Here is a 12,890-nt window from a genome sequence, read left to right on the forward strand (position 1 = left end):
GTATAAACCGGGTGTGTCGGTCAGCTCTGTTTGATAATTTGCCCCTCGACGGCTTCCAGCCGGTCTTTGCCGAAATACATTTCATTGCCAACAAAGAACATCGGTGCCCCGAAACATCCGCGTTCGACAGAGGAATTCGTATTGTTGATGAGGGCGTCCTTGATCTCCTGATCCTGCGCGCGCGCCATGATTTTTTCCGCCTCGAGGCCGGCCTCGTTTAAGACGTCCTGAATAATGGCGGGGTCGTCCATTTTCTTGCCATCTTCCCACATGGCCGTGAAAACAGTGTCAATATATTGATCCACGCAGCCTTCCTTTTCAGCAGCAAGAGCCCCGCGCATGATCTGCACGGTATTTACCGGGAAATTGGGGTTCATTTTGAATTTTGTCAGGTTATGCTCTTCGATGAACCGCTTGGTTTCAAGGCGCATATAATCCATTTTGAGCGGAATCTCCCGGAACTGTTCCATCGGAGATTTGTTGTTGGTCAGCTTGAAAACGCCGCCAAGCAAAATGGGGAAGTATGTGAATTTAACGCCTGTGCGCTTTTCAATCTCGGGAATGACAAGATGCGAAAAGTAGCAATTTGGGCTGCCGAAATCATAATGAAACTCCACTTGCATTGTCATTTCTTCTTTCCTTTGTTTATTTTTGCTCTGTCAATGATATTGTAAAATCTGGATCTTGTCTCGAAGACAGACAGGCGCGGTTTCAGATTAATTTTAAACAAACAATAACAATAGCACACGGGAAACAGCAAGATGAATGACATGTCCGATGGAAGAGCGGCCTTCAGCCAGATGACAGAAGGCACGGCCGCAGATTACAAAATAATCTCAAAAAGTTTCAAGGCTTACTCTGCAGAGTTGCCGGACCGTGTGCTGGCACACCTCAAATTGCTGGAAGGCGATTTTGGAGGGTTTCCCGTAGACCGGCTGGAACACTCACTGCAATCGGCAACCCTTGCGCATAAAGATGGACAGGACGAGGAATACGTCGTTGCGGCACTTCTCCACGATATAGGGGACACCCTTGGTAGTTTTAATCATGCAGATATCGGAGCAGCAATACTCAAGCCATTCGTTTCTGAAAAGCTGCATTGGGTTCTTGAAAATCATGGTATTTTTCAGGGGTATTATTTCTTCCATCATATTGGGCTTGACCGGGACATGCGTGAGAAGTTCCGGGGCCATGATCATTTCGAGGACTGTGCGCATTTCTGTGAGGCCTATGATCAGGCGGCCTTTGATAAAGACTTCAAGTCAGCACCGCTTTCGTTTTTTGAGCCTATGGTTCGCCGGGTCATGGCGGCGCCAAAACAGTCTATTTATGTAATGGAATAACGAGATCTGCTTGACATAGGGGGCGCTATACCTTGGTGGCAATCGCCGTGGGGGTCTGTTGCTGACGACTGACCTGTAGCTCCCGATGGGAAATATAGGTAGCCGCGCCGATAATCACTGCCCCGCCTATCATGACATAAGGATCGAGAGGTTCGCCGAATGCGAGCACACCCAGAATAGCCGCCCAGATTAATTGCAGGAAGCCGAGAGGCTGAGTGACAGTTATCGGCGCTGCCTGGAAAGCCCGGGTTAATGTATAATGTGCAGCTGTTGCAATGACAGCGGCGAGGGTAAGCCACAGCAATTCTTCCAGCGTCGGGTTTCGCCATTGAAATATGGCACCCGGCAATAAGGCGATTGTGCAAGCTATCGTTAACATGCCAACAATTACCGAGGAATCTTGTGTTTCCGTCAGTTTTTTGGCAAGAATGAAGGAAATGGCAAAAAGCGGTGCAGCACAAAGCTGTGCCATCTGACCCAGATTTATTTCCTGAAATCCGGGCCGGAGAATAATCAATGCACCGATAAAGCCGCAGATTACCCCGCCAATCCTGCGAAACTGAAGTCTCTCCCCCAAAAACAGGGCTGCGCCGATGGTAACGAAAATAGGGGCGACATATCCGATCGCCGTCACTTCCGCGATTGGAATACGAGCCATGGCATAAAACCAGAGAATAACACCGCCTGCATGTACAATCCCCCGTAATGTGTAAAAGCCTGTTTCGCGTTTACTCAGCCTGCCCGGCCAGTGCCGGATGACCATGGGAAGGATCATAAGTGATCCAAGGAAATAACGGATGAAGGCCGCCTCAACAGCGGGCAGCCCGGATCCCAGATGCCGGATAATACCGGTCATGCCAACGAAAAGGATGCTCGACAGCACCATCCAGGCAATACCTTGAAGGGTTTTACTGTTTTGAAGCGCCGCAGGGAGGGGCATGGGCGAATCTTTTCTTGTTATTATTTGGTCGATTGGAAATAAGAATGGTTCCAATCGAAACTATATGAGGGGCATTCTAATTCGCCTATCGCTTTTATGCTACTTTAATTACAAGCGACCTCTCCTGCTAGCAATTGCGATTAGTGATCGAGAATGCCCTGATGTGCTTGGTCTCCCCATAATTCAACGATCTTGGCATCGCGACCACAGGAAAAGCGATAGAATTTATATCGAATTGGATTTTTGTTGTAATAATCCTGATGATATTCCTCCGCCGGATAGAATTTGGACGCGTCGCGAATTTCGGTGACGATCGGCTTTTTCAAGACGCCTGACTCATTGAGCGCGGCCTTTGAAGATTGCGCGGTTTCCTTTTGAGCATCGGTAGTTGCGAAAATTGCCGTTTTGTAACTTTCCCCCCGATCACAAAATTGTCCGCCATCATCGGTTGGATCAACACTCCGCCAGAAAACGTCAAGAATGTTTGAATAGGATGTCTTGTCGGGATCAAAGACAATCTTAACGGCTTCTATATTTCCCGTTCCGCCCGCGGAGACGGCTTTATAGGTAGGGTTTGGGGTCTCACCGCCGATATAGCCGGATGTTGTGGAAATGACGCCGGGCACATGATCATAATCGGACTCAACGCACCAGAAGCAACCACCTGCCAAAATTGCCGTTTCCTCCGCGGCAACGGCCCGGGACGAATATCCTAGGAGACCAAAACCCAATATGGTCATTGCCATGCAAGAAAAAACTAAGGTTTTTATGTATCTGCGCATCCGGAATTCTCCGTTTCACTGCTTTCATCATGTCTGAAAACTAGCGACTATCTACGTGAATACCAATGCCACTCGCGGAAAGTTGATATCACAACATCGTCAGTTGTCTCACACCGTGAAGGAATTTTAACGCATTCTCGTTCAGACGCCGCCGATCAACGGTGCAACTCTCATTCTGTTGCCGCCGAGCTAACCGATCTTCCAGACTTATGTTTTTCTTTGTAGGGGCAGCAATATTTTCAGTCGGCGTATCCGGGCAGCTGTCGGTCCAGCTTTCGCAAGAGAGCTTTCCACGCCATTCCCGATACAGCAGTGAGACCATTTTCACCTTGACCTGCTGTTACCTGCATTACCGCATCGGAAGGATAGTGAAGCTTCTCGCCGCCTGCCAGGCTGGCAACCTGCATTTCGCAGGCGCGCTCGAGAAAATACATTCCCAAGAAAGCGTCGGCAACGGTCTCTCCAAGCGCAAGGGTGCCGTGGTTCCAGAGCAGCATCAGCTTTTTACCCCCTAGATCCTTTTGCAGGCGTGGACGCTCCTCATGATTGAGGGCAATGCCTTCATACTCATGATAGGCAAGCTGTTCACGGATTACCAAAGCCGTTTGATTGAGGGGCATAAGCCCCTCTTCCTGAGTGGCAACGGCCGTGCCAGCAGCAGTGTGCAAATGTATGACACATGCCGCATCGTGGCGGACTTCATGGACAGCCGAGTGAATTGTAAAGCCAGCCGGGTTCACCTTATACTCACTTTCCCCGACAATTTCCCCGTTCATATCGACTTTGACAAGAGAGGACGCTGTAATTTCTTCGAACATCATGCCATAGGGATTAATGAGGAAATGGTTGTCTTCTCCCGGAAGCCGGGCAGAGATGTGAGTGAAAATAAGATCGTCCCAGCCATAGAGTGCGACGAGGCGATAGGCGGCGGCCAAATCGACCCGGACTTGCCACTCTGTCTCGCTGTATTGTTCATGTGATGACGGTTCTTTTAGTGTTGTTAAGCTCATCTTGATCTCCTGTTAGTGATTTTTGGCAAGAGTTCGAGTGCGGGGAATCGAAAAACTGCGCTAAAACGAATGCACTGGTATTATTTTTCTTAAATCAGTTTAGCGGAATTTTACTGCCTAGGGAAAAGCTCTTTCTGAATAGCCTAGTATAACTCATCGTTAATATTTTTACGGTAACTATGGCAAGGCCATTACAATTATTGAGGGGCTATGCAGGCTGATGTACCAGAAGATGAAAAAATTTACGAAGTATTTCGTTAGAAAAAACAAGGCTGTAAAAGAAAAGGGTGAGGCTTCTTTTTCGAAATTTGGAATTGGACCGAGACTTATCGCATCATTTTCGGTAGTGGCAGCATTAACCGTGGCGATATCGATTGTGAGCTGGGTCAGCCTGGGAACACTTACATCATCTAAAAAAGAACTGATCGATCAGAAGGTTCCGGCGATCACTCTTGCTTTGAAGCTTGCGAACGAAATTACGGCTTTTATAGCTGCGGCTCCGCAACTAAGTAATGCTAAGAGTGAAGCGGAGAGAAATCAAAGCTACAAAGGGATCACCAATGCCGCCAGTAAAACGAGCGAACAGCTGAAAATATTACAGCAGTATATGGTTGGAAATGAATCGCTTCAGAAAATTGACGTCGGCCTTACCAATATCCAGAAGAACCTGGAGCGTTTGAACGAGCAGGTTCAAATGCGTATTGAATATGCAAATATGTTAAATTCGACCGCGCCGCGGCTTTCCGTAGCACGCGACATATTGGATACTGGATTGAACACGTTTTTACTTCCGTTGCGCATACAAGTCATCGAAAACTCGGAACAATGGAAAGAAATCCTTTCAAATTCGGTAGACCAGGCGCTTACAGGCGTAAGACCGGAGTATGATACGTCAGAGCTTTCTTCAGGGCCTTCTAATGTTTTGCGCTTTCAGGAAGAAGTTTTCACTTTCAAGAGCAGTGGATATCAGATGCTGAGTCTTCTGACTGAAGGCTTGCAGGCAAATGATGTTGATTCTGTCACAGACTTGGAAGCAGTGTTTCTCTCTTCAATTTCATCTATGGGAACACCGCTTTCCGCGATCGAAAGTGAGACATCCAAAGCTCGCACAAAGGAATTGTCTGAACTTTTCAATGATTTCCTCGCCATGGGTGTAGAGGGTAACACAGATAGTTCGGTGAATATTTTTAAAACTCGCATTCAGGAGCTTGAGGCTGCGGCCGCCGCTCAGGGTATTGTAAGCGAAAGCCGGTTTCTCGCCGGGATTCTTGTAAAGAATGTAAATACTTTCACTCAAGAAGTGCAGGAATCTCTTGGCATCGCAGCCGAGAAAAGCGAAGCACTTTCCAATAACACGAAGATGGCGTTGATTGTCTGCGCAGTAGTTTCGTTAATCGTGACAATAGCTATCGGCTGGCTCTATGTCCGGCGTAATATCATCCGCCGCATGATGCTTTTGGTGGCGTCGGCGCAACGGCTTTCTGAAGGGGATCTGACGTCAAGCATATATCGTGACGGTTCAGATGAAATTGCTCGTCTCGGGCATGCTCTGGTCGGGTTTCGCGATACTGCGCGGGAAGCGAATGAAGCGCGACTGGAAGCTGATGAACAGCGTAAAATACGCGAAGAAGAAAAGGCAAAGCAGGAAGAAGCGCAGCGTCAGGCTGAAAAATCCGCACAGGAAGACCGTGAACGTGTTGAGCGTGAAGCCACAGAAACAAAAAACAGAGAAAGAAATCAACTTGCTGATACCTTTGAGGGCAGTGTAAAGCATATGGTCGAGAAATTCGCTGCTGCGACGGCTGAAATGAACGGAATGTCAGTATCGATGACAAGTTCGGCGGAAGATACGACGCAGCGATCTGCAACGGTTGCATCTGCTTCCGACCTCGCTACGTCCAGCGTGAACTCCGTGGCGGCGGCAACCGAGGAGCTGACCTCGTCCATCAATGAGATTAGCCGACAGGTTAATCAGGCAGCGAATATCGCTGGTGACGCCGTATCCGAGGCCGAACGGACGAATATAATGGTCACGTCCCTGAATGAAGCCGCCGCTAAGATTGGTGATGTTGTGGGTCTTATCAATGATATAGCGGGTCAAACCAACTTGCTGGCATTGAATGCCACAATTGAAGCGGCCCGCGCCGGAGACGCGGGTAAGGGTTTCGCCGTCGTCGCGAGTGAAGTAAAGAACCTCGCGGCCCAGACGGCTAAAGCGACGGAAGAAATCACTGAGCAGATCAGAGCCGTTCAGGAAGAAACCGGAAATGCTGTTGGAGCAATTGGCGGCATTACAACCACGATTAGCAAAATCAACGAGATAGCAACATCAATTTCTGCTGCAGTAGAAGAGCAGGGGGCGGCTACCGGCGAGATAAGCCGGAGTGTTCAACAGGCCGCAGAAGGATCGCAGGAAGTATCTCAGAATATCAGTTCCGTCAGAGATGCCGCAGAATCCACCGGGAAAACAGCGCTTCAGGTGCAAGAAGTCTCAAATGAAATGGCAAAAGAAGTTTCTGACCTTGATCGGGAAGTAGAGAATTTCCTGTCGCAAATTCGCGCCAGCTAAGTTTTCGTTGCGCATAAAAGGCGGCGCCATTCGGTAAAATCTGCCGAATTATGCGCCGCCTTTTTATTCCCGCAAAAACACCCTTATAGATAGTTTTCTAATATACTAAATACTAAAATCTTTCCTTACCCTCTAGAAACAATATATTTTTTTGCTAGCCAAATTGAAAATATTGAGTCACAGTCTGACTACAAAAATAAAGAATAACGTTTTAACTGGGAGGTGGACGCTTAGGCGTCTGGAAGCGTATTCAAAATGAGATTGAAGATGCATCTGGGAGCTTGTGCAGCCATTAGTTATGAGTGAACAAAAATACTGATAGTATAGCGTCTGCGGACGTTCAGGCGACAGACACATTGCTTAGTGTCAAGGATGTCAGCGTTCATTTCGGCGGGATCGTCGCATTGGATGGCGTATCCTTCGATATACCTTCCGGGCAAATCGTCGGACTCATTGGTCCGAACGGAGCCGGAAAGACCACCTTGTTCAATTGTATCAGTCGACTTTATGACGTCAATGGAGGCGATATCCTGTTTCGCGGGAAATCCATCCTAAAAAGCCCTGTGCACAAGATGAGCTCAATTGGTCTTGGACGGACGTTCCAAAATCTGGCCCTCTTTACCAATCTGACCGTTCTGGACAACATTATGATTGGCGGTCATTCAAAGGGGAAGTCAGACTATTTAAGCAATGCGCTCCATTTGCCCTGGATCAAGAGAGAAGAGAAGGAGCTGCGGCACCAGGCTCTCGAAGTTCTCCGCTTTATGGAGCTTGAAAACACGGCATTGCAACGCATTGGTGATCTCCCGTTCGGGGTCCAAAAACGCCTTGAAATTGCTCGTGCATTATTGAGCAACCCTAAACTGCTGTTGATGGATGAGCCGGCAGGCGGCCTCAATCACAATGAATTATCCTTGCTGGTCAATACAATACGACGGATTCGCGATGAGTTCGGTACAACGGTCCTGTTGGTGGAACATCATATGGGGCTGGTGATGGAAGTCTCGGAGAAGGTCGTTGCGCTCAGCTTTGGCCGTAAGCTGGCAGAAGGCCCGCCTTCTGCCATCCAGCAGCATCCTGATGTTATTGAAGCGTACTTGGGGACGGGCAAAAAATGAGTCATTTACTTGAAGTAAAAGGGCTTGAAGCATCCTATGGCCCGACCAAAGCTTTGCATGGGCTGGATTTCAGTCTGGAGAAGGGAGGGGTGACCACGATTCTCGGTGCGAACGGTGCAGGTAAAACGACGACGTTGCGTGCCATCAGTGGAATGGTTACCCGCAAAGGACAGATTAATCTCAACGGAACGGAATTGATTTCGCTGAGTACGGCGGATATTACGCGCAAAGGAGTTGCACATGTACCTGAAGGGCGGGGCACTTTTGTCAGAATGTCGGCAGAAGATAACCTGCGCCTTGGTGCTTACAGCCGTAACGATAAAGCTGGCATCGCAGAAGATATAGAACGGGTTTACAACTATTTTCCCATTCTCAAACAACGTCGAAATCAGCAAGCCGGCACCTTGAGTGGTGGTGAAGCTCAGATGCTGGCTGTCGGCCGGGCATTGATGTTGCGGCCGATATTACTTCTGTTGGATGAGCCATCCTTTGGCCTTGCACCGCTCATTGTTCAGGAATTGTTTGATATCTTGAAGCGGATCAACGCTGAAGAAGGCGTAAGCATGTTGCTAGTTGAGCAGAATGCGGCTCTCGCGTTGGAACTGGCGGATCATGCCTACTTGCTGGAGACGGGAAACATTGTCATTTCCGGCACATCACAATCCATTATCGAAAACGAGACCGTTCGCCGGTCCTACTTAGGGTATTAGGAAAACTTCCATGGATCTTTTTCTGCAACAAATACTGACAGGTATCGCGAACGGTGCAATTTATGCTTGCCTGGCTCTCGCGGTTGTCATGATTTATCAAGCAATCGACCATTTTAATTTTGCACAGGGCGAAATGGCGATGTTCAGCACCTATATTTGCTGGGCAATGATCGCGGGCGGCCTGCCTTATTGGGTGGCTTTTTTCGCGACAATCATTATTTCCTTCATTGGCGGGCTCGCGATTGAGCGGATTATCTTCAAGCCGCTCCATAGCGCGCCGGTCCTCAGCCACATTGTTGTGTTTATTGGTCTCGTCGCCATATTCAACAGTACGGCTGGTGCAATTTGGGATCATAATATCAAGACCTTCCCGTCGCCTTTTCCTGAGGGATCGTTCAGTGGCCTGATTGGGCTGCATGAAGTTGGCATGTTCTTTGTGACATTGTTCCTGCTTTTGGCGATTTTCTGCTTTTTCCGTTTCACCCGTGTTGGAATGGCTATGCAGGCTGCGGCTGCAAATCCAGCATCTGCCGGGCTCGTAGGTATTCGGGTCGGCTGGATGCTGGCTCTGGGCTGGGGCTTGGCCGCAGCGATTGGCGCGGTAGCCGGTATGATGATTGCGCCGATTGTCTTTCTGGAACCGAACATGATGCTGGGTATCCTACTCTATGGGTTTGCAGCTGCAATTGTCGGAGGGATATCAAGCCCGGGAGGCGCTGTCGCCGGCGGCTTCCTTGTCGGCATCATCGAGAATTTGGCCGGGACATACATTCCGGCAATTGGCAGTGAATTGAAACTGACGGTCGCGCTTGTGCTGATCGTTACGGTGCTGTTGTTCAAGCCGAATGGATTATTCGGCAAAACCATTGTGACCAGGGTGTAGCGGTATGGCAACGGATGTAGAAACGCGTGTAGATCCAAGACTGACAGTCGGCGCGAAAATTCCCTTCAAATGGGTGGCTTTCTTTATAATCATCGGCGCTGTCTTGCCCTTTTTCCTTGAAGGCTATGCGACCTTCCAGGGCACGTTGATCATGATTTATGCGATCGCGATTTTGGGCCTCAATCTTTTGACAGGCTTCAACGGACAGTTCTCGCTTGGCCATAGCGCCTTTTACGCGGTTGGGGCGTATACAGCGGCAATACTCGTTTATCATCTGGATTGGCCGGTATATGTGACAATTCCGTTCGGCGGTATTGTCTGCTTTGTTGCGGGCTTCCTTTTCGGGTTACCCGCCCTCAGGCTGGAAGGTCTGTATCTTGCGCTTGCGACTTTCGCGCTTGGTGTTTCCGTCCCCCAGATTTTGAAATCATCCCATCTGGAAGGCCTGACTGGCGGTGTTCAGGGTCTGGATATTTTCCGGCCGAAGGTTCCGGCGTTTGTGGCTGAAAATTTTGGTCTTACGATGGACCAGTGGTGGTACATGATCGCATTCGTTGTCATGTTGTTCATGTTCTGGATAGCCTGGAATCTGATCAACAGCCGTACAGGGCGTGCCATGATGGCAATTCGGGACAATCCCATTGCGGCAAGATCCATGGGCGTCAATGCGTCTCTTTATAAATCCCTTACCTTTGGTGTCAGTGCATTTTACACGGGTATAGCTGGTGCATTGGCTGCGATTGTAATTGAGTTTGTTGCTCCGGATAGTTTCACCTTCCAACTCTCTATCTTGTTGTTCATCGGCATGGTAGTGGGCGGAACGGGATCTATTTGGGGTGCAGTTTTCGGAGGGTTTTTCATATTGTCAGTTCCAAATTATGCAGAGGAAATCTCGACAGGCCTTTCCTATGCCATTTTTGGCGTTATTCTTATACTTGTCATATATGTGATGCCCTCAGGATTTGCCGGTTTGGTAAATGTGCTGAAAATGCGAGTAAAGAAGTTGTTTTAAACGATCAGTTGAATACGTGAAGAAAACTCGTATCATTGATATGATAACTAATAACAGGAGGAACTAATGTATAACGGGAGAAAACTAACATTTGGGCTTGCCGCCATTGCCGCAATGGGAATGGTCGCAAGCACGGCGTTTGCCGACAAAATGTATGGACCGGGCGTGACCGATGAGTCCATTAAAATTGGCAATACCATGCCTTACAGTGGCCCAGCTGCTGCCTATGGCCAGATCGGTAAATCTACAGCCGCTTATTTCGATAAGATCAATAAGGAAAATGGCGGCGTCAACGGTCGGAAGATCGAATTTATTTCGCTGGATGATGGCTATAGCCCGCCAAAAACGAAGGAGCAGATCCGCAAGCTTGTGGAGCAGGATGAAGTCTTGCTCATTTTTGAAAGCCTGGGAACGCCGACTAACTCGGCAATTCACAATTATATGAACCAGAAAGAGATCCCGCAGCTGTTCGTCGCGACCGGTGCGACAAAATGGGGTGATCCTGAGAACTTCCCTTGGACAATGGGCTGGCAGCCGAGCTACCAGACAGAAGGTAAATTGTTTGGGGCCTATATTCTTGAAAATGTGACGGATCCGAAAGTAGCCATTCTTTATCAGAATGACGACTATGGTAAAGATTATGTCCATGGTTTGAGAGAGTTCTTGGGCGATAAGGCCGATTCTATTATCGTTGCTGAAGAAAGCTATGAAGTGACGGACCCGACGATCAACTCACAGATGATCAAGCTCAAAGATAGCGGCGCGAATGTCTTTTTTAACGTTACAACGCCAAAATTTGCGGCGCAGGCCATTAAGAAATTCCGTGAGTTGAACTGGGATGCTGTTTTCCTGAATAACTCTGTTTCCAACTCTATTGGTTCCGTTTACAAGCCAGCCGGGCTTGATAATTCCAAGGGTATCATTTCCTTGATGTATTACATGGATGTCACCGATCCGGCGAACTTCGAGACAGAAGCATACCAGAAATGGTCGAAATTCATGGATGAGTACTATCCGGATGGCGACAAGACTAGTGCCTTTACTGCTTATGGATATCTGGTCGGTCAGACAATGGAGCAGGTGTTGAAGCAGGCTGGTGATAATCTGACGCGTGAGAATATCATGAAAGAAGCCGCCAATCTGGATCTGGAGCTTGATATGCTGCTGCCAGGCATCAAAATCAAGACCAGCCCGACTGACTTCTTCCCGATTGAAGCGATGATGCCGGCTGAGTTTGACGGCGAGAAACTTAAATCGCTGGGCGAGGTTGTCTCTGTAAACTAAGCAGATACCTAACCTGAATAAGAAAGGGCAGAGGATTAGATTCTCTGCCCTTTTTCTATGACTATTTGTTTGGACTGAGAACGACCCGCCCTCTTATTTTACCTTCTTGTAGGTCTGTCAGGGCACTATTTGCGTCGTCCAATGGCCGGACTTCGTAGGGGATCGGGGCCACTTTTCCCGCCCGCACGAGTGCCATCATCTCATGCATTTCTTCAAGGGAGCCAACGTAGGAGCCCTGTATCGTTCGCGTCATGAGGGGGAGCATGGCGATTGAAAGTGGCATTGAATCGCCAAACAGACCAACGGTGACCATATGGCCGCCTTTTCTCAAGCCATTGAAGCCAAAGAGTGCCGTAGCGGGGGCGCCGACAAAATCGATAGCACCCGCCGCTCCGCCGTTTGTAATCTCCTGAAGTTTGGCGAGCGCCGCATCGGGGTCACTGTTATCGATGGTTTCATGCGCGCCGGACTGACGGGCGATAGCGCGTTTTGTATCATCAATATCCGCTACAATTATTTTCGCCTTGACGACGCTGGAGGCGAAATGAACTGCTGACAGTCCAACGCCGCCTGCCCCGATAATAACCAGATGGTCGTCCTCGCTTAGATGAGAGAGTTTTTTTAATGCGCTGTAAGCGGTCAAGCCGGAGCAGGCATAGGTACAGGCAAGTTCGGTGGGAACGCCGTCATAAGGGATGAGATATTTTGGATGCGGCGCGACAACCTCATCTGCATATCCGCCGTTATATCGGGTGCCAACCGTTTGCGGGGCCATGCAGAGAAGCTCATCCCCCGCCTTGCATACATTGCAGCTCCCACAGCCAATCCAGGGGAAAACAATCCGTTTGTCACCGACTTCAACTCCTTTCGCATCTGGGCCGAGGGCGGCGACGACGCCGACAACTTCATGGCCTAGCGTGAAGGGGAGTTTCATGCGTTGCAAGAGATCCATTTTCTGCCCGCCGCCGAGATCGAAGAATCCCTCCCAGATATGAAGATCACTATGGCAGACGCCGCAGGCGGAGACCTTCAATAAAACCTGGGTTCCTGTGGGTTCCGGCGTTGGATAATCACGTGCCTGTAAAGGCTCTCCAAACTGGATGATTTGCTGGCAATGCATCAGTATTCCTCCCTTATTGTTATTTGGTTAGTGTCACTGTGATGCTAGCGCTTTTCACATAGGACGACCAGAGTTTCTAGGCGGATTTTTACAGCATCCGCAACGGTGCATTTTTTGGC

At 49.0% G+C, this 12,890-nt stretch carries 12 protein-coding genes; 7 read left to right on the forward strand and 5 right to left on the reverse strand.

Going from position 1 to position 12,890, the window contains the following annotated elements:
- Nucleotides 1-20: 20 nt before the first annotated feature.
- A complete protein-coding gene (locus AACZ19_RS04530) occupies nt 21-629 on the reverse strand; it encodes a 2-hydroxychromene-2-carboxylate isomerase (RefSeq protein WP_339631560.1) in 609 nt (202 codons plus the stop codon).
- Between the two features lie 132 nt (nt 630-761).
- Here AACZ19_RS04530 and AACZ19_RS04535 point away from each other — a divergent pair, with 132 nt between their 5' ends.
- Entirely contained in the window at nt 762-1,343 is a 582-nt protein-coding gene (locus AACZ19_RS04535; RefSeq protein WP_339631562.1) for an HD domain-containing protein, read from the forward strand.
- 25 nt (nt 1,344-1,368) lie between these two features.
- Here the strand turns inward: AACZ19_RS04535 and AACZ19_RS04540 are convergent, their stop codons facing one another.
- The 3 genes from AACZ19_RS04540 to AACZ19_RS04550 form a co-directional block, all read right to left on the reverse strand.
- Entirely contained in the window at nt 1,369-2,283 is a 915-nt protein-coding gene (locus AACZ19_RS04540; RefSeq protein ID WP_339631564.1) for a DMT family transporter, read from the reverse strand.
- Nucleotides 2,284-2,423: 140 nt separating this feature from the next.
- Entirely contained in the window at nt 2,424-3,023 is a 600-nt protein-coding gene (gene msrA, locus AACZ19_RS04545; protein ID WP_339631566.1) for a peptide-methionine (S)-S-oxide reductase MsrA, read from the reverse strand.
- 281 nt (nt 3,024-3,304) lie between these two features.
- Nucleotides 3,305-4,075: a class II aldolase/adducin family protein gene (locus AACZ19_RS04550; RefSeq protein ID WP_339631568.1), complete on the reverse strand. Its 771-nt coding sequence runs from the start codon at nt 4,073-4,075 to the stop codon at nt 3,305-3,307.
- 220 nt (nt 4,076-4,295) lie between these two features.
- Here AACZ19_RS04550 and AACZ19_RS04555 point away from each other — a divergent pair, with 220 nt between their 5' ends.
- The 6 genes from AACZ19_RS04555 to AACZ19_RS04580 all read left to right on the forward strand — a co-directional run bounded on the left by AACZ19_RS04555 (nt 4,296) and on the right by AACZ19_RS04580 (nt 11,651).
- Nucleotides 4,296-6,644 carry a methyl-accepting chemotaxis protein gene (locus tag AACZ19_RS04555; protein WP_339631570.1) on the forward strand — a complete coding sequence of 783 codons (2,349 nt, stop codon included), beginning with the start codon at nt 4,296-4,298 and terminating at the stop codon, nt 6,642-6,644.
- Between the two features lie 302 nt (nt 6,645-6,946).
- Nucleotides 6,947-7,762: an ABC transporter ATP-binding protein gene (locus AACZ19_RS04560; RefSeq protein WP_339631572.1), complete on the forward strand. Its 816-nt coding sequence runs from the start codon at nt 6,947-6,949 to the stop codon at nt 7,760-7,762.
- Nucleotides 7,759-8,472: an ABC transporter ATP-binding protein gene (locus AACZ19_RS04565; RefSeq protein WP_339631574.1), complete on the forward strand. Its 714-nt coding sequence runs from the start codon at nt 7,759-7,761 to the stop codon at nt 8,470-8,472. Before AACZ19_RS04560 ends, AACZ19_RS04565 begins: the two co-directional genes overlap by 4 nt.
- Before the next feature lie 10 nt (nt 8,473-8,482).
- Complete coding sequence (locus tag AACZ19_RS04570) at nt 8,483-9,355, forward strand: branched-chain amino acid ABC transporter permease (RefSeq protein WP_339631576.1); 873 nt, start codon at nt 8,483-8,485, stop codon at nt 9,353-9,355.
- A gap of 4 nt (nt 9,356-9,359) precedes the next feature.
- Entirely contained in the window at nt 9,360-10,367 is a 1,008-nt protein-coding gene (locus AACZ19_RS04575; protein WP_339631578.1) for a branched-chain amino acid ABC transporter permease, read from the forward strand.
- A 66-nt stretch (nt 10,368-10,433) separates the two neighbouring features.
- A complete protein-coding gene (locus AACZ19_RS04580; protein ID WP_339631580.1) occupies nt 10,434-11,651 on the forward strand; it encodes an ABC transporter substrate-binding protein in 1,218 nt (405 codons plus the stop codon).
- 61 nt (nt 11,652-11,712) lie between these two features.
- Here the strand turns inward: AACZ19_RS04580 and AACZ19_RS04585 are convergent, their stop codons facing one another.
- Complete coding sequence (locus tag AACZ19_RS04585; RefSeq protein ID WP_339631582.1) at nt 11,713-12,771, reverse strand: alcohol dehydrogenase; 1,059 nt, start codon at nt 12,769-12,771, stop codon at nt 11,713-11,715.
- Nucleotides 12,772-12,890: the final 119 nt, after the last annotated feature.

The sequence above is a fragment of the uncultured Sneathiella sp. genome, from assembly GCF_963973085.1.
Lineage (GTDB): Bacteria > Pseudomonadota > Alphaproteobacteria > Sneathiellales > Sneathiellaceae > Sneathiella.